The organism is Pseudomonas sp. SWRI22, from assembly GCF_014268395.2.
GTDB lineage: Bacteria > Pseudomonadota > Gammaproteobacteria > Pseudomonadales > Pseudomonadaceae > Aquipseudomonas > Aquipseudomonas paracarnis.
Map to the genome: position 1 here is coordinate 503,270 of NZ_JABWQK020000002.1, position 23,156 is coordinate 526,425.

Sequence of the window (23,156 nt, forward strand, 5' to 3'; positions counted from 1 at the left end):
TCAGTACAACGGCATGTCAGGTTCGACGTCGCGAACCCAATGTTTCATGCCACCCTGGAGGACTTTGGTGTTGGCAAAGCCAGCCGCCAACAGGGTGCTGGCGGCTTGCTCGGCACGGGCGCCTGCGTAGCAGATCAGGTAGTGGGTGTTGTCGCGGCTCAGGCTGGCGAGTTGCCCGTCCAGCTCTGCCAACGGGATATGCACCACGCCCGGTAATTTGCACACTTCCAGTTCGCTGGCGTCCCGCACGTCGAGCAATACATCGGCGCTGCTGGGGTGTTCGAGCACTTGCTTGAGCACCTGGGGCTTGATGTAGCGTTCCGCGGCCAGGGAGGGCAGGCTCGGTACGGCATCGGCGCAGGTGGCCGGCGCGACGGTTTCGCTATGGCGCAGGTCCGAGCAGCAGGGGCAATCAGCGCGGCGCTTGAAGCGGATTTCGCTGAACTTCATCGCCAGCGCGTCGAAGCGCATCAAGCGGCCGGACAAGGGGTCGCCAATACCAATCAGCAATTTGATCGCCTCGGTGGCCTGGATCATACCGACCACGCCCGGCAACACGCCGATCACACCGCCCGCGCTGCAATTGGGTGCCAACTCTGCGGGTGGGGCCTTGGGGAACAGGCAGCGATAGCACGGCCCACCTTTATAGTTGAGCACGCTGATCTGCCCGTCGAAACGGTAGATAGCGCCGTACACCAAAGGTTTGCCCAACTGCACACAGGCGTCGTTGACCAGGTAGCGGGTGTCGAAATTGTCGGTTCCGTCGATCACCAGGTCATAGGCGCCCACCAGTTCCAGGGCGTTGTCGCTGTTGAGCGCGGTGTTGTACGCGTTGATCTGGATATGCGGATTGAGGTCCAGCAGGCGCTGCTTGGCGGACTCGACCTTGGGCATGCCCAGGGTGCTGTTGCCATGCACAATCTGGCGTTGCAGGTTGCTGCTTTCCACCACATCAAAGTCCACCAGACCCAGGGTGCCGATGCCGGCCGCCGCCAGGTACAGGCTGATGGGCGAGCCCAGCCCGCCGGTACCGATGACCAGCACCTTGGCTTTCTTCAGGTTCAATTGGCCTTCGCGGCCCACGCCCGGCAGGGTGATGTGGCGCACGTAGCGCTGCACTTCTTCGTTGCTCAGGGTATCGATGTCCATGCCACCTGAGGTGGCGAGCAACACTTCGATCCGGGATTTCGGCGGCAGGGCTTCATCGGCTTCGATCAGCGCCTCCTCGGCGGTAAACAGGAAGTGTTCCTTGAGCTGGTTGTTCTTTTCATGGAACAGGTGCTGACGCAATTGGGGGTGATGGGTGCAGAGATTTTCAATGACTTCGCGCAATGTCGATCCGGCGCCCTCAAGGGTCGATTCCGGCAGCTTGGCCACGCGAACCAGAATGTCGGGGAAAGAGACAGCGTTCATGGACAACTCCGTGTGCAGGTCGTTGAAAGGTTGAAGGGAGAAATGCTTGCCATCCCAGGCAAACAGCTTGGAGCCCAGGGCCTGGCCCTGGCGGACATCCACCACCAAATAGCTGACGGGGAAGATCGGCTCGCCCAGAAACAGTGCCTTATCCTGGTCTTCGTCACTGAAATAGGCGCCGACATCCGGGTGTGAGTGGTAGATCACCACCACCGGGTTGTCACTGCGAAACGCCTTGTTCATCAGCAAGGTGTCGGCCACCGAAAAGGTGTAGCCATTGGCCGCGCTGCGTGGGTACATCTCGGGGTTCTTGCGGTGCAGCTCATTCTGGATATTGCTGCCCAGGTACACGCTGCCGTCGGCGAAGACGAAACCACAGCACTCCTCGGGATAGCTGCGGCTGGCGTGGGCGTAGATCGGTTCCAGGGCGGTAGGGCGGAGGACGTCCATGTTTCTCTCGCGTTGGTTGAGGGTCACTTTTTCTTGGCCATGAGTTTTTCGATCGGCAATTTGGTGATCGCAAAGCCGGCCAGCAGGATCGCCGAGTACAGCATCAGGTCGCGGGAAATTTCCACGCCTTCGTACCAGGCTCCGATGATGACCGCGAACACCGGGAAGATGATGAAGACGAACGACAGGATGATCGGGCTCAGGCGCTTGAGCAGCATGAAATACACAATGAACCCGCCCACCGAGGCCACCAGCCCCAGGTAGAACAGCGCGCTCCAGGAGCGCAGGGTAATGGCGTCGAACGTCGGTGTTTCAAACCACAGGCCGGCCAGGAACAGCATCAGCCCGGCAATGCCGATGGGCAGGGTGTTGTAGGTGATGACGCTGATGGCGCTGCCTTTTTGCTTGGTAATGACATAGCACAAGGCGTGCATGATCGCGGCGCTCAGAATGGCCAGTACCCCGAAGAACTCGGCGTGGTCCAGGTGCAGGCCCTGGCTCTTGATGATCATGTAAAGGCTGCCGAAACCGATGCCGATGCCGACCACCTGGGAAAAATAGATGCGCTCGCGCAGGAACAGCGCCGAGAAGATCAGGATGAATACCGGCATGCAACTGAACAGCAGGGCGGTGAGGCCCGACGACACATGCATTTCGCCGTAGTTGAGCAAATAGTAGGGAACGCTGAAGTAAGACAGGGTCACGAATACGAAGAACCAGCGGCTTTCCCGGGGAAACAGGATCGGCTCACGGCGCACCATGGCAAAACACAGGAACAGCGGAAACGCGATGAGAAAGCGCAGGCCGGCAGATGTCAGCGGCGGCACGCTCTCGACGGCGATCTTGATGCCCAGCCACGTAGTGCCCCAACTCAGGCACACGATAAGGAACATCACGCTGGTCACCAGCCCGGCGAGCCACTGTTTTTGCGTTTTTGTTTTTGCAGTGTTTTCGAGAACGGCGGACATTGGCATCGTTTATTGCTTCCCTGGGCCGAAATTGAACTCTATATTGAACTTGTAATGAGTTATGTTTATCGGCGATTGAACCCGTAAAAGCACACTATTAGGGCGAAAGATGGCTGTCAAAACAAATATTGACATGGTGTCAATTATGCGTGAGGGCCTGTCCAACGGGCAGGGCGTGAAGTACAAGCGCCTGTCTGATGTGATGGAACGGGGCATCCTCGAAGGCTTGATTGAACCGGGACGAAAACTGCCGCCCCATCGGGTGCTTTCCGACAATTTAGGCGTGACCATCGGCACCATCAGCCGGGCTTACGGTGAACTGGAACGCCTGGGCCTGGTGGTTGCACGGGTAGGTGACGGCACCTTCGTACGTAAGCGTGGGATGGAGCGCCAGCGTGATGAGGGCTTTCGTAATTTCAGCGAGGAGCCGCGCCAGTACTTCGACATGAGCCGCAACATGCACATTCCCGGGCAAGAGACGGTGTTTCTCGCCCAGAGCTTCCAAACCCTGTCGACCAACGCCAAGTTCCTCCAGGACATCAGCGCCTACACCCCGGACGCCGGCCTGCCGCGTTACCGTGAAGCGGGTGCGCAATGGCTGGTGCAGCGCGAGTTTCATCCGATTCCCGAGCAGGTCATCTGCGTCAACGGCGGCCAGCACGGCTTGCTGTGCGCCATGATGGCGTTGCTGCGTGCTGGCGATACGGTGGTCACCGAGCAGTTGACTTATCCCGGGCTGATTACCGCTGCGCGTATGCTGGGGGTGCGGCTGATCGGCCTGGAGATGGATGAGGAAGGCGTACTGCCCACGGCGCTGGATGAGGTCTGTCGCAATCACCGTATTTCGGCGTTGTACTGCACGCCGACTATCCAGAATCCGACCACCGCTGTGTTGTCGGTGGCGCGCCGCGAAGCCTTGGCCAGGGTGTGTCGCGAACATAACCTGCTGATTCTGGAGGACGAAGCCCACGGTGTGCTGGTGGAGGACCGTCCGCCGCCCCTCAGCTATTTCGCGCCTGAGCGTACGATCTTGATCAGCAGCCTGAGCAAGGCGGTATCGGCCGGTTTGCGGGTGGGCTACGTGCATGCGCCGCCGGCGCTGGTCAGCCGCATCTCGGCGGCGCTACGTTCGACCTGCTGGATGGCCACACCTGTGACCCTGGAACTGGCGACCCAGTGGATTGAAAACGGCACGGCGGAATATTTGTTGCGTCAGCAGATCAACGAGATCAGCCGTCGCAAGACGCTGGTCGAAGATTTATTGACCGGCCTGGCGTATCGCACCCACCCCAATAGCCCGCACTTCTGGATCGAAGTACCGGAGCCCTGGCGCGCCTCGGAAATCGAGGCGGAGCTCAAGCAGAACAATTACCTGATCGCCACCGCCGAGGCGTTTGCCGTGGGGCAGACGGCGGTGCCGCAGTTTATTCGGGCGAGTATCTGCAACACGTCGGGTGATGATCAGTTATTGCGCGAGGGGTTTGATGCGCTGGCGACGGCGTTGGGGCAGGGGGGCGGGCGGTTTCATCTGTGAGACCGCGTTATTGCTCGTTCCCACGCTCTGCGTGGGAATCCATCTTGCGACGCTCCGCGTCGCTATTGCGGGACGCGGAGCGTCCCAGGCGGCGTTCCCACACAGAGCGTGGGAACGATCAGATCACTTGAAGCGCCGCTCCACACCCTTCTCCACTAGAATCTTCGCCGAAATCTCTTCCACCGAAAAATGCGTGGAATTGATGTGCGCAATATTCTCCCGGCGAAACAGATTTTCTACTTCACGCACTTCAAATTCGCACTGGGCATAGCTGGAGTAGCGGCTGTTGGGCTTGCGTTCGTTGCGGATGGCGGTCAGCCGGTCCGGGTCGATGGTCAGGCCGAACAGCTTGTGTGAATGCGCGCGCAAGGCGGCGGGCAGGGTCAGGTGCTCCATGTCGTCTTCGGTCAGCGGGTAGTTGGCCGCACGAATACCGAATTGCATGGCCATGTACAGGCAGGTGGGGGTCTTGCCGCAACGCGACACGCCCACCAGGATCAGGTCGGCCTTGTCGTAGTAGTGGGTGCGGGCACCGTCGTCGTTGTCGAGGGCGAAGTTCACCGCCTCGATACGCTCCATATAGTTGGAGTTATGCCCGATGGAATGGGACTTTCCGACGGAATAGGACGAATGTTCACTCAACTCCTGTTCCAGCGGCGCCAGGAAGGTAGAGAAAATGTCGATCATGAAACCATTCGACGTTGCGAGAATCTCACGAATGTCTTGATTGACGATGGTGTCGAAAATGATCGGGCGAAAACCGTCTTTTTCAGCCGCCAGATTGATTTGTTGTACCATGGCCCGCGCTTTATCCACGCTGTCTATATAAGGCCGGGTGAATTTGGCGAAAGTAATGTTTTCGAACTGCGCGAGCAGGCTCTGGCCCAATGTTTCGGCTGTGATGCCGGTGCCGTCGGAAATAAAGAAAGCAGATCGTTTCATTTGAGCCCTGGGCCTTAAGCTGATGGCGAATCTTGGATATGATAGGCGCGATTTTGCCGTCCCGCAGTGGGCCGCATTCTCACTTATTTTCCAGGTCCAGGCCACAAGCGCTGGCGTTAGCTCCTACTGAGCAACCCGCGTCCTGAGCTTTTCCAACACAGAAAGTGGAGAGATCACCTTGGTAGAGTACGTAGTTTCCCTCGATAAGCTCGGCGTCCATGATGTAGAGCATGTGGGGGGCAAGAACGCATCCCTCGGCGAGATGATCAGTAATCTTGCAGGCGCTGGTGTCTCGGTGCCCGGTGGTTTCGCCACCACGGCCCAGGCTTACCGCGACTTCCTCGAGCTGAGCGGCCTCAACGCCCAGATCCACGCCGCGCTGGACGCCCTGGACGTCGATGACGTCAACGCCCTGGCCAAGACCGGCGCCCAGATCCGCCAGTGGATCATGGAAGCCGAGTTCCCCGAGAAGCTCAACGAAGAAATTCGCACCGCCTTCGCTACCCTGTCGGCCGGTAACCCGGACATGGCCGTCGCCGTGCGTTCCTCGGCCACCGCCGAAGACTTGCCGGACGCCTCCTTTGCCGGCCAGCAGGAAACCTTCCTCAACATTCGCGGCGTCGAAAACGTGATCCGCGCGGCCAAGGAAGTGTTTGCCTCCCTCTTTAACGACCGTGCGATTTCCTACCGCGTACACCAGGGTTTCGACCACAAGCTGGTGGCCCTGTCTGCCGGCGTGCAGCGCATGGTGCGTTCGGAAACCGGCACTGCCGGCGTGATGTTCACCCTGGATACCGAATCCGGTTTCCGTGACGTGGTGTTTATCACCGGCGCCTACGGCCTGGGCGAAACCGTCGTACAAGGCGCGGTCAACCCCGACGAATTCTACGTACACAAGGGCACCCTCGAAGCGGGCCGCCCGGCCATCCTGCGCCGTAACCTGGGCAGCAAGGCCATCAAGATGATCTACGGCGACGAGGCCAAGGCCGGTCGCTCGGTCAAAACCGTTGAAGTCGACAAGGCCGAGCGCGCACGTTTCTGCCTGACCGACGCTGAAGTCAGCGAGTTGGCCAAGCAGGCGATGATCATCGAAAAGCACTACAAGTGCCCGATGGACATCGAGTGGGCCAAGGACGGTGACGACGGCAAGCTGTACATCGTGCAGGCTCGCCCGGAAACCGTGAAGAGCCGCACTTCGGCCAACGTCATGGAGCGCTACCTGCTCAAAGAAACCGGCACCGTGCTGGTAGAAGGCCGTGCCATTGGCCAACGCATTGGCGCAGGCAAGGTGCGGATCATCAAGGACGTGTCCGAGATGGACAAGGTCCAGCCGGGTGACGTACTGGTTTCCGACATGACCGACCCGGATTGGGAACCGGTGATGAAGCGCGCCAGTGCCATTGTCACCAACCGTGGCGGGCGTACCTGCCACGCGGCGATCATTGCCCGTGAGCTGGGGATTCCGGCAGTCGTGGGTTGCGGCAACGCCACCCAACTGCTCAAGGATGGCCAGGGCGTGACCGTTTCCTGCGCCGAAGGCGATACCGGCTTTATCTTCGAAGGTGAGCTGGGCTTCGATATCAAGCAAAACTCCATCGACGCCATGCCCGACCTGCCGTTCAAGATCATGATGAACGTCGGCAACCCGGACCGCGCCTTTGATTTTGCGCAGTTGCCGAACGCCGGCGTGGGCCTGGCCCGCCTGGAATTCATCATCAACCGCATGATCGGCGTGCACCCCAAGGCACTGCTGAACTATGACGGGCTGCCGCTGGACATCAAGGAAAGCGTCGACAAGCGCATTGCTGGCTACAACGACCCGGTAGGTTTCTACGTCGAGAAACTGGTCGAAGGCATCAGCACCCTGGCTGCGGCGTTCTACCCGAAAAAGGTCATCGTGCGCCTGTCGGACTTCAAGTCCAATGAATACGCGAACCTGATCGGCGGCAAGCTCTACGAACCGGAAGAAGAAAACCCGATGCTGGGTTTCCGCGGCGCCTCGCGTTACATCAGCGAAGCCTTCCGTGACTGCTTCGAGCTCGAATGCCGTGCGCTCAAGCGTGTGCGCAACGAGATGGGCCTGACCAACGTCGAGATCATGGTGCCGTTCGTGCGCACCCTGGGCGAAGCGAGCCAGGTCGTGGACCTGCTGGCAGAAAACGGTCTGACCCGCGGCGAGAACGGCCTGCGCGTGATCATGATGTGCGAATTGCCGTCGAATGCCATCCTGGCTGAAGAGTTCCTGGAGTTCTTCGACGGTTTCTCCATCGGCTCCAACGACCTGACCCAGTTGACCTTGGGCCTGGACCGCGATTCGGGGATCATCGCCCACCTGTTCGACGAGCGTAACCCAGCGGTCAAGAAGCTGCTGGCCAACGCCATCCAGGCTTGTAACAAGGCTGGCAAGTACATCGGTATCTGCGGCCAAGGCCCTTCGGACCACCCTGACCTGGCCAAATGGCTGATGGAGCAGGGGATCGAGAGCGTCTCGCTGAACCCCGATTCCGTGCTGGAAACCTGGTTCTTCCTGGCTGAAGGCCAAGCGTCCGCCTAAGGGCGTAAGGTCAAAAGTGCCGGTCACTCGTTGCGGGTGACCGGCATTCTTATCTGTACAGGGCGGGAATCCTTGCGGACGCCGCCCTTTTTTGTGCAAGAGCATTATGCAAAGCAGCAGCCATCTGTTTCCTGTCGCCCTGATCAGTGCTGAACGTCGCGGCGACCTGAGTGAAGACGTCTACCGGCTCAAACCCGGTAACAGCCCGGACGGCACCGTCGAGCTGGCGGTTACCCGTTTGGGCCTGGCCGATGTCCCGGAAAACCGGGGCACGCCGATTATTTTGTTGCATGGCAGTTTTTCCAATCGGCGTTTCTGGTATTCGCCCAAAGGTATCGGCCTGGGGGCTTACCTGGCGCGTCGCGGATTTGATGTGTGGATCCCGGAAATGCGCGGCCATGGTTTGTCCAAACGCAATCACGACTACGCCAGAAACCGTGTCGCCGATTACGCGCGCTACGATTTGCCGGCCGTGGGGGCGTTTGTGTGTGAGCAAAGCGGGCAGATTCCGCACTGGATCGGGCATTCCCTCGGTGCCACTACCCTGGCTGCGGCCTTGGGTGGGCGGCACTTGGATGCATCAGGGGTGGCCTCGGTGGCGTTGTTCGGCTGCCAGGTCAGTCGCACCCACTGGCCGTTGAAAATTCCACCGGTGGAGTGGAGTGGTCGCTTTATTCTCAAGCGCCTTGCCCATCTGTCCGGCCCACGCTTCAAGCGTGGGCCGGAGGACGAACCGGCTGGCGTGATGATCGAAGCGATGCGTTGGAACGGCCTGTTCGGCCGGTTTGGCGATGCCGAGCATGATTGGTGGAAAGGCTTGGCGCAGGTCGATGTGCCGCTGTTGGCGGTGAGCGCAGCGGGCGACCGGCAAGACCCGGACTGGGCCTGCCGCAAGCTCTTCGAGCAAGTGGGCAGCGAGCATCGCCAGTACCTGTGCCTGGGACGTCAGCAAGGTTTCAGCGAGGATTTCGGCCATGTGCAGATGCTGGTCAGCAAAGCGGCCCAGGCCCAAGTGTGGCCTTTGGTCGAGCGTTGGTTGAACGACCCGCTGACACCCTTGTTGGGTACGCAACTCGAGGTGTCCGCAGCGGTTTGACGAAACGCTCTACCAAGGGCGTTTCACTCTTGAATGGTTGCGGCTAAGATATGACGCGCCACGCGCTTCTGGTCATATTCAGTCGCGTAACGTGTATTGCGTTGCGCTGATCGTGGTTTGATCATGGCCGCCGCCCACCCGCAGGCGCTTAAAGAATGCCTGTCGCGGGGCGTTTTCTTGATGTACACCGTGGATGTTCGACCTCTTCTTTGATGACAGGAGTTTCTCGATGAACCATTACGTGACCCCCGACCTGTGTGACGCCTACCCGGAGCTGGTGCAGGTAGTGGAGCCGATGTTCAGCAACTTCGGTGGCCGAGACTCCTTTGGTGGCGAGATAGTCACCCTCAAATGCTTCGAGGATAACTCGCTGGTCAAGGCGCAGGCTGACCTGCCGGGCGCTGGTAAAGTGCTGGTGGTAGACGGTGGTGGTTCGCTGCGCTGCGCGTTGCTGGGTGACATGATTGCCGAGAAAGCCGCGAAAAATGGTTGGGAAGGGCTGGTGATCTACGGGTGCATCCGTGACGTAGACGTCATCGCCCAGACCGACCTGGGTGTGCAGGCCCTGGCCTCTCATCCGAAAAAAACCGATAAGCGCGGCCTTGGCGACCTGAACGTGCCGGTGACATTCGCAGGCGTGACGTTCCGCCCCGGTGAGTACATTTATGCCGATAACAACGGGGTGATCGTGTCACCCAGCCCGCTGAAAATGCCTGAATAAACTGCCGCAACCGATCGGGGTGAGGATGTTCGAAGAAGAAAACGCGCAATGGGGGCTGGTGCATGCCCTGGTGCTGGACGGTAAAGGCGGTGCGCGTTCGATTGCCCGGACTGAGCTCGACGATTTGCAGTTGCAGCCCCAGGAAAGCCTGTGGCTGCACTGGGATCGCAGCCATCCTCAAACCCAGACCTGGCTGCGTAAATCCAGCGGCCTGAGCGAGTTTGCCTGTGACTTGCTGCTGGAGGAAAACACCCGTCCACGCCTGTTGCCGCTGCCGGACGCCGAATTGCTGTTGTTTCTGCGCGGGATCAATCTCAACCCAGGCGCGGAGCCGGAAGATATGGTGTCGGTGCGCATCTTCGCCGCCGCCAACCGAGTGATTTCCCTGCGTTTGCGCCCCTTGCGCGCTACCGATGAGTTGCTGGTGCAACTGGCAGACGGCAAAGGCCCCAAGACGGCGTCTGAACTCATCCTTTATATGGCTCAGTACCTGACCAACAAAGTGCAGGATCTGGTCGCTGGCTTGTCTGAAATCGTCGATTCCGAGGAAGAAAAACTGGATGCCGACGAACGGTATACCCCGGAGCACGGCAGCGTTCTGCAAATCCGTCGAAGAGCCGCCGGACTCAAGCGCTTCCTGGCCCCCCAGCGGGATATTTTCGCCCAGCTGACACGAATCAAATTGGCGTGGTTCTGCGACGACGATGCGGACTATTGGAACGAACTGCACAACAGCCTGACCCGTTACCTGGAAGAGCTGGAATTGGCCAGAGAGCGCGTGGGGCTTGTGCTGGAGGCTGAAGACCGGCGCTTGAGCCTGCGCATGAACCGCACCATGTACCGCTTCGGGATCATCACCGGGATCTTCTTGCCGATGAGTTTTCTTACCGGTTTGCTCGGTATAAATGTGGGCGGCATTCCGTTCTCTGCCAGCCCTTATGGATTCATGATTGCGTGCCTGTTGATGGTGTCTGTGGCACTGGGGCAATGGTGGCTGTTTCGACGATTGCGCTGGGTTTGACCTGAATATGACCTGAACGTAAGAAAGGGCCGATGTGACCCGATGAATTTTACCCTCGTCTTTTAAATCACTTGCGAGAGGTCTCTATGCACGATCCGTTCGAACAGTCTTTGCGTGACATGCTCAATGCTTCGCCATCCAACCGTGATGACGATGCCTGCCTGGGCCGCGTACTGAAAACCGCCAACCGTCAGGTAGGGGCGGGTGACCTGTTCGGTCTGCTCGGGCGTTGGTTGCCAGCGTTGATGATGGCCCTGAACAATGGTTCGGCCCATGTATCACCGGTTTCCCGTCGTAAACCTCTTGCTAGCACTGCTGATAAGGCTGATTGAATATGGAACTTGATCTCTGGACCCAGAGCCTGGTCACCGCGATGACCGCATTGTGGACCAAGGTGGCGAATTTCATTCCCAACCTGTTTGGTGCCCTGGTCCTGGTATTGCTGGGTTTTGTCGTAGCCAAGTTGCTTGATACCCTGCTGTCTAAATTGCTCGCCAAACTGGGGCTCGATCGCCTGATGGCCGGCACTGGCCTGACCAAATTGCTCGGCCGCGCGGGGTTGCAAGTACCGATTTCGACCCTGATCGGCAAGATCGTCTATTGGTTCGTTCTACTTATTTTTCTGGTTTCTGCAGCGCAGTCCCTTGGACTTGAGCGAGTTTCAGCTACGCTCGACATGCTGGCACTGTATTTGCCGAAAGTTTTCGGCGGCGCGCTGGTGCTGCTGGTGGGGGTTTTACTCGCGCAACTGGCCAACGGGCTGGTGCGCGGGGCCGCCGAAGGCGTGGGGTTGGACTACGCGGCAGGCCTGGGGCGAATCGCACAGGGGCTGGTGATCATCATCAGTATTTCCGTCGCGATCAGCCAGTTGGAGGTCAAGACTGACCTGCTCAACCACGTTATTGTGATTGTTTTGATTACCGTTGGTCTGGCAGTTGCGCTGGCCATGGGGTTGGGAAGCCGGGAAATTGCCGGTCAGATTCTTGCGGGAATCTATGTGCGTGAGCTGTATCAAGTTGGGCAACAGGTGCGTGTGGGCGAGGTCGAAGGGCAAATCGAGGAGATCGGCACAGTCAAGACGACCGTGCTGACCGATGACGGGGAACTGGTGTCGCTGTCGAACCGGATTCTCCTGGAGCAGCAGGTCAGTAGCCGCTAATCCGGCAAATCCTGCTAATGTACGCCGCCGCAAACCCGGGTGACCGGGTTGCAGCGGACATTGACCTGACTGTCGGCACGACTTGTTTTGAATAAAGCCCAAACGCTGTCCACGCGCTATGACCCCCGTGAGCTCTCTGATGAGGAGTTGGTCGCGCGCTCGCACACGGAGCTGTTTCACGTAACACGCGCGTACGAAGAATTGATGCGCAGGTATCAACGCACTCTGTTCAACGTTTGTTCAAGGTATTTGGGGAACGATAGAGACGCGGATGATGTCTGTCAGGAAGTGATGCTCAAGGTGCTATACGGCCTGAAGAACTTCGAGGGCAAATCGAAGTTCAAGACCTGGCTGTACAGCATCACGTACAACGAGTGCATCACGCAGTATCGGAAGGAACGGCGAAAGCGTCGCTTGATGGACGCTTTGAGTCTGGACCCCCTTGAGGAGGCGTCTGAAGAGAAGGCGCCGGCACCCGAGGAAAAGGGCGGACTTGATCGCTGGTTGGTGCATGTGAACCCGATTGACCGCGAAATTCTGGTGCTTCGATTTGTCGCAGAGCTGGAATTTCAGGAAATCGCTGACATCATGCATATGGGTTTGAGTGCTACAAAAATGCGGTACAAGCGTGCTCTTGATAAATTACGTGAGAAATTTGCGGGCGAGACTGAAACTTAGTGCGTAGCAAATATCTCTTACGTGTAGGCAAGTTCTGTTAGACTTGTCGCCGAGTTGTCCCCCGGTTTGTGGGACTGCTTTACAATCACCAGATGGGGATTTAACGGATGAAACTGAAAAACACCTTGGGCTTGGCCATTGGTTCTCTTATTGCCGCTACTTCTTTCGGCGTTCTGGCACAAGGCCAAGGCGCAGTTGAAGGCGAGCTGTTCTACAAGAAGCAGTACAACGATAGCGTTAAGCACATCGAAGACGGCTTCAATCCAGGCGCTCGCATTGGTTACTTCCTGACCGACGATCTGTCGTTGAATCTGTCGTACGACAAGACCAACCACACCCGTTCGAACGACGGCACTGGCAACCAGAAGATCAAAGGTGACACTGGCAGCCTCGTTGCTCAGTACCACTTCGGTCAGGCTGGCGTTGATAGCCTGCGTCCATACGTTGAAGGCGGTTTCGGCCACCAGAGCCGTACCAACGTTCAGGCTGACGGCCACAGCGGTCGCGACCAGACCACTTTCGCTACCATCGGTACCGGCGTGAAGTACTACTTCACCAACAACCTGTACGCTCGTGCTGGTGTTGAAGCTGACTACGGTCTGGACAACGGCAAGTGGGACTACTCCGCACTGGTTGGCCTGGGCGTGAACTTCGGCGGTAACGCTGGCGCAGCTGCTCCAGCTCCTACCCCAGCACCAGCTCCAGAGCCAGTTCCAGAGCCAGAAGCTCCGGTTGCTCAGGTTGTTCGTGTTGAGCTGGACGTTAAGTTCGACTTCGACAAGGCCGTTGTTAAGCCTAACAGCTACGGCGACGTTAAAAACCTGGCCGACTTCATGGCTCAGTACCCAGCTACCAACGTAGAAGTTGCTGGTCACACTGACTCCGTCGGTCCAGACGCTTACAACCAGAAGCTGTCCCAGCGTCGTGCTGACGCTGTTAAGCAAGTCCTGGTTAAAGACGGCGTTGCTCCTAGCCGTGTAACTGCTGTTGGTTACGGCGAATCCCGCCCAGTTGCTGACAACGCAACTGAAGCTGGTCGCGCTGTTAACCGTCGCGTAGAAGCGTCGGTTGAAGCTCAAGCTCAGTAATTACTGAGTAAAGAAAAGCCCGGCTCAGGCCGGGCTTTTTTTCGCCTGCGATTTGCCTCAGGCGCTTGCCGCAGCGGCGATGCTAGCCATCTGTGAGGCGCCGGCAACCTGGCCAATCACCAGGATGGCCGGGCTCTTCAGTGCAAAGGCTTTTGCAGCTTCATGCATGGCCGCCAGGGAGCTGCGGCATTCGCGTTGCTGGGGCAATGAAGCGTTTTCGATCATTGCCACCGGCATATCCGCAGCCATGCCGCCGTTGAGCAGCTGTTCGCGGATTTCTTCCAGCTTCGCCACGCCCATATACACCACCAGCGTGGTTCCACCCTCCGCCAGCGCACGCCAGTTCAAGCTACTGTCATCCTGGGTATGCGCGGTGACCAAGGTCACTCCACGGCTCACCCCGCGCAAGGTCAAAGGGATGTCACACTGGGTCGCCCCGGCCAGCCCTGAGGTGATGCCATTGACCAATTCCACCTCGATTCCACGCTCGCGCAGCCAGGTTGCCTCCTCGCCACCGCGGCCAAAAATACACGGGTCACCGCCTTTAAGGCGTACCACGCACTTGCCCTGGCGTGCATAACGCAACATCAGGCGGTGAATAAAATCCTGCGGGGTAGAACGACATCCCCCGCGCTTGCCGACGGTAATTACCCGAGCTCTGGTGCAGTGTTCCAGTACTGTCGGGTTGACCAGATCATCAATCAGCACGACGTCCGCTGCCTGCAGAGCCCGGACCGCTTTCAGGGTCAGCAACTCCGGGTCACCCGGTCCTGCGCCTACCAGCCACACTTTTGCGCTCATGTTGTTCCCCTTAAACACTGATGGCGATTGGCTGCGGGTTGCTGGCCAAAAGACGTTTGATTTCCGGCACGCAGGAGCCGCATTGGGTGCCGCAGCCCAGGGCCTGTTTGAGGCCATTCAGGTCCAGGCCGCTGCCGATACCGGCACACACGGCGTTTTCGCTGACGTTCTTGCAGTTGCACACAATCTTGTTGCTGGCCGTGGTACCGCCCGGCGGCGCGCTCAAGGGCGCCAGTAACCAGCGCCGCAGTTGCTCGTCGGCCCGGCCTTCCAGCCACAGGCTTTGCAGCCAGTGACGGGCCAGGGTTTCGCCGGCCAGGCGCAGGGCGGTGATGCGACCTTTCTCGATTTTTACGCGCTTGCCGATTGAGCGGCGCGGATCGTCATAGGCCATTACCGGGCCGTCGTTGAGGCCCAGCAGGTGGTCGATACGGGTCAAGAGTTGCAGGTCGGGCGCCTCGGTATGCGCGGCGCGCACCAGCAACGCGGGGCGTTCACGGCCAGCCAGGCTCAGGCTGACGTAGGCAAAGGTTTCACACAGTGGGCGCAAGGCTTCGAAGTGCTGCTGTACATCGCCTTCGATCAGCGCAAACAGCTGCCACGGCAGTTGCACTGCTTCCAGGCGCACACCGCTGTGCTTGAGCTCCGGCTGCTTGGACAAAGGGTCGAACGCCGGTTGAGTGAGGGTATTGACGCCGCCCTTGAGAAAGCGGTCGCCCCAGTGCATGGGCAGAAACGCTTGGCCGGGACGCACACTGTCATCGCTGCCGACGGCGACGATCACGCTGCCGCGACGGCTTTTCAGGCTGACTAGGTCACCCTCTTTGAAGCGGTGGCGGCGTAGCTCATCCGGATGCAGGCTCAACAATGCTTCACTGACGTGCCCGAACAGCTGCGCTGCCGTGCCGGTGCGGCTCATCCCGTGCCATTGATCACGCAGGCGACCGGTGATCAGGGTCAGGGGGAATCGCGCATCGCGCTGTTCCTTGGCGGCGCGGTAAGGCTCGGCGACAAATCGCGCCCGGCCCGTGTCAGTAGGGAAAATGCCGTCGGTGTACAGGCGCGACGTACCCGCTTGCGCACCCTCGGGAAAGGGCCACTGCTGCGGGCCGAGCCGGTCGAGCAGGGCGTGGCTGATGCCGGACATATCCAGGTCACGACCTTGGGTCAGTGACTTGAATTCATCAAACAGCTGCGCCGCTTGCTCAAAGGCGAACAGGCTCGGCAACCCCGGACGCAGACGACGCTCCAGGCGCTGTGCGAAATCCACCGTGATCGCCCAATCCGCGCGTGCTTCACCCGGTGGGTTGATGGCACGGCGCACGTGGGAAATACGCCGCTCGGAGTTGGTCACCGTGCCGTCTTTTTCACCCCAACTGGCGGCGGGCAGTAGCAGGTCGGCATAGGCGGCGGTTTCGGTGGTACGAAACGCTTCCTGCAACACCACGAACGGGCACGCTGCCAAAGCGGCGCGCACCGCGTTCTGGTCGGGCAGCGATTGGGCTGGGTTGGTACAGGCGATCCACAACGCCTTGATCTTGCCAGCCTGCACCTGTTCAAACAGTTCGATGGCGGTAAGGCCCGTAGTCGCGGGCAGTTGTTCCACGCCCCAATAGGCCGCTACTTCAGCGCGGTGTTCAGGGTTGGCCGCTTCGCGGTGGCCCGGCAGCAAGTTGGACAGGCTACCGGTTTCGCGCCCGCCCATGGCGTTCGGTTGGCCGGTCAGGGAAAACGGCCCGCAGCCCGGCCGGCCAATGGTCCCCGTGGCTAGATGCAGGTTGATCAACGCGCTGTTTTTGGCGCTGCCGGCGGTGGATTGGTTAAGCCCCATGCACCACAGCGACAAAAAGCTGCTGGAGGTGCCGACCCACTGCGCGCACAGGCGCAGTTGTTCGACGCTGATGCCGCACAGCTGCGTGACCATCTGTGGCGTGTAGTCATGCACCAGGCGCTTGAGTTCGGCCAGGCCGTCGGTATGGGCCTGGATAAACGCACAGTCGATCCAGTCTTCCCACAGCAGTAAATGCAAAATCCCGTGGAACAACGCCACATCCGTTCCCGGCAAGATGGCCAAGTGCAGGTCGGCCAAGTCGCAGGTGTCGGTACGCCGAGGGTCAATCACCAGCACTTTCATCTGCGGGCGTTGCGCCTTGGCTTGCTCCAGGCGTCGGAACAATACCGGGTGGGCGTAGGCCATATTGCTGCCGACGATCATCACGCAGTCGCTGTTTTCCAGGTCTTCATAGCTGCACGGCGGCGCATCGGCGCCCAGGCTGCGCTTGTAGCCGACCACCGCCGAAGACATGCACAGCCGAGAATTGCTGTCGATATTATTGGTGCCCACCAATGCGCGGGCCAGCTTGTTGAAGCTGTAGTAGTCCTCGGTCAGCAGTTGCCCGGAGATATAGAACGCCACACTGTCGGGCCCGTGTTCGGCAATGGTATCGGCGAACACGTTGGCCGCGTGGTCCAGGGCAGTGTCCCAGTCGGTGCGGGTGCGCGCCAGTTCTTTGCCCAAGCGCAATTGCGGGTAAAGAGCGCGGGCGCTCAAGTCGCCGGTCAGGTGCAGGCTCGCGCCTTTGCTGCACAACTTGCCGAAGTTGGCCGGATGGCTGGGGTCGCCTTGCACCCCCACGATCTGTTCGCCGTCATGCTCGATCAGCACGCCGCAGCCCACCCCGCAATAACAACAGGTGGACGCGGTGGTCTGGCGGTTCATCAACCCGCGTCCCGCAGGGCCAGCATCACCCGGCCGTTTTCGACCCGGGCCTGATGATGGTGGGCGCAGCCGATATCCGGGGCCTGGGCTTGGCCAGTCGCCAGGTCGATCTGCCAGTTGTGCAGCGGGCAGGCCACCCGCTTGCCGTAGATCAAGCCTTGGGACAGCGGCCCGCCTTTGTGTGGGCAGCGGTCGTCGAGGGCAAAGACTTCATCGTCACTGGTGCGAAAAATCGCAATGTCACCTTTCGGCCCGCTGATGATGCGCGAGCCCAGGGCGTTGATTTCATCGAGCGCGCAGATATCCAGCCAGTTCATAGCGAGACCTCCAGTTGTTTGACGGGGATCACGTCGAATTCCTTTTTCAGCAGCGGCTGTTCCAGGCGTTCTTTCCACGGGTCCTGCTCGAATGACAACGAGAACTGCAAACGCTCATTGAGGGCCTGGCGGCGGGCCGGGTCTTCCAGCACAGCCTTCTTGATATGCTCCATGCCCACCCGCTGCAGGTAGTGCACGGTGCGCTCCAGGTAGAAGGCTTCTTCGCGGTATAGCTGCAGGAATGCGCCGTTGTATTCGCGTACTTCCTCGGCGGTTTTCACCTTGACGAAGAACTCCGCGACTTCGGTCTTGATCCCGCCGTTGCCACCGATGTACATCTCCCAGCCCGAGTCGACACCGATAATGCCTACGTCCTTGATGCCCGCTTCCGAGCAGTTGCGTGGGCACCCGGAGACCGCCAACTTGACCTTGTGAGGCGACCACATGTTGAACAGGTCATGCTCCAGCTCGATGCCCAGTTGCGTCGAGTTCTGCGTGCCAAACCGGCAGAACTCGCTGCCCACACAGGTTTTGACGGTGCGGATGGATTTGCCATAGGCATGCCCGGACGGCATATCCAGGTCCTTCCATACCCCTGGCAAGTCCTGCTTCTTGATACCGAGCAAGTCAATTCGTTGGCCGCCGGTAACCTTGACCATCGGCACGTTGTACTTGTCGGCCACATCGGCGATGCGGCGCAACTCCGAAGGATTGGTCACGCCGCCCCACATCCGTGGGACCACAGAGTAGGTGCCGTCTTTTTGAATATTGGCGTGGGCCCGTTCGTTGATCAGCCGCGATTGCGGGTCGTCCTTGGCTTCACCGGGCCAGGTGGAGATCAGGTAGTAGTTGAGGGCCGGGCGGCAGGTGGCGCAGCCATTGGGGGTGCGCCAGTTCAGGTAACGCATGGTGCTGTCGATGGTCAGCAGGTGCTGCTCGCGGATGGCCTGGCGGATCTGCCCGTGGTTGAGGTCGCTGCAGCCACAGATGGCTTTTTCACTTTTGGGTTTGACGTCGGCGGCGCCGCCCACGGTGTTGATCAGGATCTGCTCGACCAGCCCGGCACAGGAGCCGCAGGAACTGGCGGCCTTGGTGTGTTTTTTCACCTCATCGACACTGAACAGCCCTTGTTCCTGGATCGCCTTGACGATGGTGCCCTTGCGCACGCCGTTGCAGCCGCAGACTTCGGCGCTGTCGGCCATGCTCATGGCTTTGTCCTGGCCTTGGTGGCCGACATCGCCGAGTGCATTTTCACCGAACATCAGATGATCGCGGATTTCACCGATGGCGTGGTTCTCACGGATCTGGCGGAAATACCAGCCGCCATCGGCGGTATCGCCGTACAGGCAGGCGCCGACCAAGATGTCGTCCTTGATCACCAGCTTCTTGTACACGCCGCCAATCGGGTCGGAGAGCGTGATGGTTTCGGTGCCTTCGCCGCCCATGAAGTCGCCGGCGGAGAACAGGTCGATGCCGGTGACTTTCAGCTTGGTCGAGGTCACCGAGCCCTTGTAAGTGGCAAAGCCCAATTGGGCCAGGTGGTTGGCGCAGACCTTGGCCTGTTCGAACAAGGGTGCCACCAGGCCATAGGCGATGCCGCGATGGCTGGCGCATTCACCGATCGCATAGATACGCGGGTCGTAGGTTTGCATTGTGTCGTTGACCAGGATCCCACGGTTGCAGGGGATGCCGGACTTTTCCGCGAGTTCGGTATTGGGGCGGATGCCGGCAGCCATCACCACCAGGTCGGCGGGGATGATGTCGCCATTCTTGAACTGCACCGAGCCGACGCGGCCATTGCCAGCATCGTGCAGGGACTGGGTTTGCTCGCACAGGCGGAACACCAGGCCGCGACTTTCCAGTTCGGTTTGCAGTAGCTGGCCGCTGGTCTTGTCCAGTTGCCGCTCCAGCAGCCATTCACCGATGTGCACCACCGTCACGTGCATGCCGCGCAGCATCAGGCCGTTGGCCGCTTCCAGGCCGAGCAGGCCGCCGCCGATCACCACCGCATGCTTGTGGGTCTTGGCGGTGTCGATCATCGCCTGGGTGTCGGCAATGTCGCGGTAACCAATCACGCCCTGCAAGCTGTTGCCGGGAATTGGCAGGATAAACGGCGTGGACCCGGTAGCGATCAGCAGGCGGTCATATTCGGCCTCGGTGCCGTCTTCGGCGATGACTTTGCGCTTGACCCGGTCGATCTGCACCACTTTGCGGTTGAGCAGCAACTTGACGTTGTTGTCCAGGTACCAATCCAGGTCGTTGAGCACGATCTCTTCGAAGGTTTGCTCACCGGCCAGTACCGGCGACAGCAGGATGCGGTTGTAGTTGGTGTGAGGCTCGGCGCCGAACACGGTGATGTCGTACAGCTCGTTGCTCAGCTTGAGCAGTTCTTCAAGGGTGCGAACCCCGGCCATGCCGTTGCCGATCATCACCAGTTTGAGTTTTTTCATGTCGTTCTCCGCAATGGCTCGACAAATCGTGCGCAAACAAAAAAGGCATCCCCGCTAGTCAGCTAGCGAGGACGCCTTTGTCCTGGTCCCGTTCTCTCGGGAAGCTCGGCCCTTCGTCGTTGAAGGAGCGGCTATATGTGGGGTGTTGGGAACGTTAATGCAGCAGCTGTGCCAAGTCCCTATAGCCCAGGTTTACTGAGCGTTTACACAGAGAGTCGGCGCATTCTGCCCGTTAGTGGTGCATCAGCCAGTACAGCAGCACCAGATTGAGTAGCAGCGAAGCCAACGCCAGGGTCTGCCAGACTTTCAAGGGTTCGCGTTCGAGCAAAGGGCGTGGGCGTACGCTCAATTCGCGGCGATCGGCCTGCTCCAGCACCAACAGCCATTCTTCGGCGGTTTCATAACGTTGGGCAGAGACAGCGGTCACCGCTCGTTCCAGGCTGTGTGGCAACCATTCCGGCAAGTCGGGGCGATAACGGCTGGCGCTGACGGGTTGGGAAAACCTGGGCCGTTGGAAGGCCTCGATTTCACCGTAGGGGTAATGCCCAGTCAGCAGGTAATACAAGGTCACGCCGACGCTATATAAGTCCTGTTGTGCCGTAGGCTGCTCGCCAGCGAACGCCTCGGGCGCGATGAAACTGGGGGTGCCGGGCAGCAGTTGCGCACGGTCCTCGGAGAGCCCGGGGCAATAGGCCAGGCCGAAGTCCAGCACCCGCAGTTCGCCATCTTCTCCCAGCAGCAGGTTTTCTGGCTTGATGTCGCGGTGCAGGATCTGCCGGCGATGCAACAGGCCCACGGCGCGCAGCAAGCGTTCGGCAATCGACTGCCATTGTGCCAACGGCAGCGGGCCCTGTTGTTGGAACAGTTGGGCCAGGGTTTGCCCGGCGTATTCGCGCATCACGTAGTACAAATGCTGACGGCCACTGGCGGCATGCACTTCGGGAAAGGCCCGGCCGGCGACCCGGCGCAGAAACCATTCCTCCGATAACAAGGCCTGGGCGGCGTCGGTATCGTCGCAACGCAACGGCAAGGTCTTGAGCAGCCAGGGTTGCCCCTGGGCGTCGTGCACGCGGTACAGCAACGACTGCCGACTCTGCGCCAGCACGCTTTGCACCTGCCAGCCTTCAAAGGTTTGCCCGACTTTCAGCGGTGGCGGCAGTGGCCATTGCTGCAACTGCACCAAGGCGTCGCCGAGGGTGGCCGCGCCGAGTTGATCGATGCGCACCAGCAAGGCGCTGGCGTTGTCTTGACTACCCGCCAGGTGGGCGGCGTTGACCAGGGTGTTGACGGCCAGCTCGAGGTCGCTTTGTTCGCGCAGGATCGCGCCGATGCTGTGATCGCCCAGCGTGGCCCACACCCCATCGCTGAGTAGCAGGAAACACTCGCCCTCGCGCAATGGGCCATCGAGGAAATCCAGCACCAGATGCTGATCCAGGCCGAGGGCGCGCTTGAGCACATGTTGCATGCCCGGCTGTTCCCACACATGGTCTTCGCTGATGCGTTGCAACTCTCCGTCAAGCCAACGATACGCCCGGCAATCACCGACATGGGCCAGGGTGAAGCGTTGGCCGCGAAACACCAGGGCGCTGAGGGTGGTGAGCAACGGTTGGCCGCCGCCGTTGGCTTGCAACCAGCGATTCTGCGCCAGTAACAAGCGCTCCAGCGCTTGGGCCACGCCCCAGGTCTGTGGCGTAGCGTAGTAGTCCAGGGCCAGGGCCTGCAGGGTCGAGCGTGCGGCCAGGCCACCGTCGGCGCACTGGCTGACGCCGTCGGCCAGTGCGCACAGGTAGCCTTTGCTCGCGGCCAGCTCCGCCATGGGCGTGACCACCCGCAGCGCGTCCTGGTTCTCGCTGCGCGGGCCGATGGCACTGGCCTGGGCGACGCTCAGTTGCAGGCTCATCAGACGCGGGCGGCGGTCACGGCGGCCGAACCCCAGGTGGTTCTCCAGCGCCGTTTCACCCCATGCAGGCCGAACCAGGCCAACACACCGAGGCTGGCGAACAACCACAGGGCCAGTTGATAGCTGCCAGTACTCTGCTTGATGGCGCCCATGCCCGCCGCAAGGGCGAAGCCACCGATGCCACCGGCCATGCCGATCAGGCCGGTCATGACGCCGATCTCACTGCGAAAACGCTGCGGCACCAGTTGGAATACTGCGCCATTGCCGGCGCCCAGGCCGAGCATGGTGCAGACAAAAAGCGCCAGCGCTGCGTAGGAGCTGGGCAAGTTGAACCCCACTGCCGCAATGCAGATCACCGCCACGCTATACATGCCGAGCAGGGTCTTGATCCCGCCGAATCGGTCTGCCAGAGCGCCACCCAATGGGCGCATCAGGCTGCCACCGAACACACAGGCGGCGGTGTAATAGCCGGCGGTCACCGGGCTCAGGCCGTACTGGTCGTTGAAGTAGCCGGGCAGGGCGCTGGCCAGGCCGATAAACCCGCCGAAGGTCACGCTGTAGAAAAACATGAACCACCAGCTGTCGCGGTCGCCCAGGGCCTTGAAGTAGTCGGCCATGGATTTGGCTTTCGGCCGTTCAGGCGCATTGCGCGCAAGCCAGGCGAATACGATCAGGGTCAGCACCAGTGGGATCAGCGCAAAGCCGAATACATTGCTCCAACCAAAGGCGGCCGCCAGCACGGGCGCCAGCAACGCCGCAAACACGGTGCCGGAGTTACCGGCGCCGGCGATGCCCATAGCCTTGCCCTGGTGCTCCGCGGGGTACCACTGTGACGCCAAAGGCAGGGCGACCGCGAAGGACGCACCGGCCATGCCCAGGAACATGCCTAGCAGCAGCGCTTGTTCGTAGCTGTGGACCCCCAGTTTCCAGGCGCAGAACAGCGCCACGATCACAATCACCTGGCCAATCAGCCCGGCGGTCTTGGGCGACAGCTTGTCAGCCAGCATCCCCATCAAGAAGCGCAGTACCGCGCCCGCCAGGATTGGGGTGGCCACCACCAGGCCGCGCTGTTGGGTGGTCAGGTGCAAATCAGCGGCAATCTGCACCGCCAGGGGGCCCAGCAGGTACCAGACCATGAAGCTCAGGTCGAAATACAGGAACGCGGCAAACAGGGTCGGGGTGTGCCCGGATTTCCAGAAGCTTGATTTCATCACGCACCTCAACGGTTGGGGGTCTAGAAACGAAAAAACGCCGCCACCGGGTTCGCGAGGGCAAACCGGGTGGGCGACGTCTTTGTCGTGAGGGGGCAACCGCCGTTGGCTACCTGTGATAATTCTTTAGCAAG

At 60.1% G+C, this 23,156-nt stretch carries 18 protein-coding genes; 9 read left to right on the forward strand and 9 right to left on the reverse strand.

What is annotated here, in order from left to right:
• Nucleotides 1-1,863 carry a molybdopterin-synthase adenylyltransferase MoeB gene (moeB, locus tag HU730_RS19685; protein ID WP_186526543.1) on the reverse strand — a complete coding sequence of 621 codons (1,863 nt, stop codon included), beginning with the start codon at nt 1,861-1,863 and terminating at the stop codon, nt 1-3.
• Between the two features lie 23 nt (nt 1,864-1,886).
• Complete coding sequence (locus tag HU730_RS19690) at nt 1,887-2,831, reverse strand: EamA family transporter (RefSeq protein ID WP_019820549.1); 945 nt, start codon at nt 2,829-2,831, stop codon at nt 1,887-1,889.
• Between the two features lie 109 nt (nt 2,832-2,940).
• Between HU730_RS19690 and HU730_RS19695 the strand changes: the two genes are divergently transcribed.
• On the forward strand, nt 2,941-4,365 hold the full coding sequence (locus HU730_RS19695; protein ID WP_034128356.1) for a PLP-dependent aminotransferase family protein: 1,425 nt from the start codon (nt 2,941-2,943) through the stop codon (nt 4,363-4,365).
• A gap of 123 nt (nt 4,366-4,488) precedes the next feature.
• Here HU730_RS19695 and HU730_RS19700 read toward each other — a convergent pair whose 3' ends face one another.
• Nucleotides 4,489-5,307, reverse strand: coding sequence for a pyruvate, water dikinase regulatory protein (locus HU730_RS19700; RefSeq protein WP_003193298.1), 819 nt, complete (start codon nt 5,305-5,307; stop codon nt 4,489-4,491).
• 178 nt (nt 5,308-5,485) lie between these two features.
• Between HU730_RS19700 and ppsA the strand changes: the two genes are divergently transcribed.
• The 8 genes from ppsA (at nt 5,486) to HU730_RS19740 (ending at nt 13,624) form a co-directional block, all read left to right on the forward strand.
• A complete protein-coding gene (gene ppsA, locus HU730_RS19705) occupies nt 5,486-7,861 on the forward strand; it encodes a phosphoenolpyruvate synthase (protein WP_003193296.1) in 2,376 nt (791 codons plus the stop codon).
• A gap of 106 nt (nt 7,862-7,967) precedes the next feature.
• A complete protein-coding gene (locus HU730_RS19710; protein WP_186526542.1) occupies nt 7,968-8,957 on the forward strand; it encodes an alpha/beta fold hydrolase in 990 nt (329 codons plus the stop codon).
• A 229-nt stretch (nt 8,958-9,186) separates the two neighbouring features.
• Nucleotides 9,187-9,678 (forward strand): ribonuclease E activity regulator RraA, encoded by a 492-nt coding sequence (rraA, locus tag HU730_RS19715; protein WP_014719488.1) that lies wholly within the window; start codon nt 9,187-9,189, stop codon nt 9,676-9,678.
• Nucleotides 9,679-9,703: 25 nt separating this feature from the next.
• Nucleotides 9,704-10,699 carry a zinc transporter ZntB gene (locus HU730_RS19720; RefSeq protein WP_014719487.1) on the forward strand — a complete coding sequence of 332 codons (996 nt, stop codon included), beginning with the start codon at nt 9,704-9,706 and terminating at the stop codon, nt 10,697-10,699.
• Nucleotides 10,700-10,785: 86 nt separating this feature from the next.
• The gene (locus HU730_RS19725) at nt 10,786-11,031 is read left to right on the forward strand and encodes a hypothetical protein (RefSeq protein WP_014719486.1); all 246 of its coding nucleotides are present in this window, start codon (nt 10,786-10,788) and stop codon (nt 11,029-11,031) included.
• A gap of 2 nt (nt 11,032-11,033) precedes the next feature.
• Nucleotides 11,034-11,858, forward strand: a complete 825-nt coding sequence (locus HU730_RS19730) for a mechanosensitive ion channel domain-containing protein (RefSeq protein ID WP_003193288.1) — start codon at nt 11,034-11,036, stop codon at nt 11,856-11,858.
• Between the two features lie 87 nt (nt 11,859-11,945).
• Complete coding sequence (gene sigX / locus HU730_RS19735; protein WP_003193286.1) at nt 11,946-12,536, forward strand: RNA polymerase sigma factor SigX; 591 nt, start codon at nt 11,946-11,948, stop codon at nt 12,534-12,536.
• Between the two features lie 107 nt (nt 12,537-12,643).
• Complete coding sequence (locus HU730_RS19740; RefSeq protein WP_034128361.1) at nt 12,644-13,624, forward strand: OmpA family protein; 981 nt, start codon at nt 12,644-12,646, stop codon at nt 13,622-13,624.
• A gap of 57 nt (nt 13,625-13,681) precedes the next feature.
• Here the strand turns inward: HU730_RS19740 and cobA are convergent, their stop codons facing one another.
• The 6 genes from cobA to HU730_RS19770 all read right to left on the reverse strand — a co-directional run bounded on the left by cobA (nt 13,682) and on the right by HU730_RS19770 (nt 23,022).
• Nucleotides 13,682-14,425, reverse strand: coding sequence for a uroporphyrinogen-III C-methyltransferase (gene cobA, locus HU730_RS19745; RefSeq protein ID WP_186526541.1), 744 nt, complete (start codon nt 14,423-14,425; stop codon nt 13,682-13,684).
• 10 nt (nt 14,426-14,435) lie between these two features.
• Nucleotides 14,436-17,144 carry a nitrate reductase gene (locus tag HU730_RS19750; protein WP_034128363.1) on the reverse strand — a complete coding sequence of 903 codons (2,709 nt, stop codon included), beginning with the start codon at nt 17,142-17,144 and terminating at the stop codon, nt 14,436-14,438.
• Entirely contained in the window at nt 17,144-17,461 is a 318-nt protein-coding gene (nirD, locus tag HU730_RS19755) for a nitrite reductase small subunit NirD (RefSeq protein ID WP_014719483.1), read from the reverse strand. The genes HU730_RS19750 and nirD overlap by 1 nt, the downstream gene beginning before the upstream one ends.
• Nucleotides 17,458-19,911: a nitrite reductase large subunit NirB gene (gene nirB, locus HU730_RS19760; RefSeq protein WP_186526540.1), complete on the reverse strand. Its 2,454-nt coding sequence runs from the start codon at nt 19,909-19,911 to the stop codon at nt 17,458-17,460. The genes nirD and nirB overlap by 4 nt, the downstream gene beginning before the upstream one ends.
• Before the next feature lie 232 nt (nt 19,912-20,143).
• Nucleotides 20,144-21,811, reverse strand: coding sequence for a bifunctional protein-serine/threonine kinase/phosphatase (locus HU730_RS19765; protein WP_186526539.1), 1,668 nt, complete (start codon nt 21,809-21,811; stop codon nt 20,144-20,146).
• Nucleotides 21,811-23,022 (reverse strand): nitrate/nitrite transporter, encoded by a 1,212-nt coding sequence (locus HU730_RS19770; RefSeq protein ID WP_096143548.1) that lies wholly within the window; start codon nt 23,020-23,022, stop codon nt 21,811-21,813. Before HU730_RS19770 ends, HU730_RS19765 begins: the two co-directional genes overlap by 1 nt.
• Between the last annotated feature and the right edge of the window lie 134 nt (nt 23,023-23,156).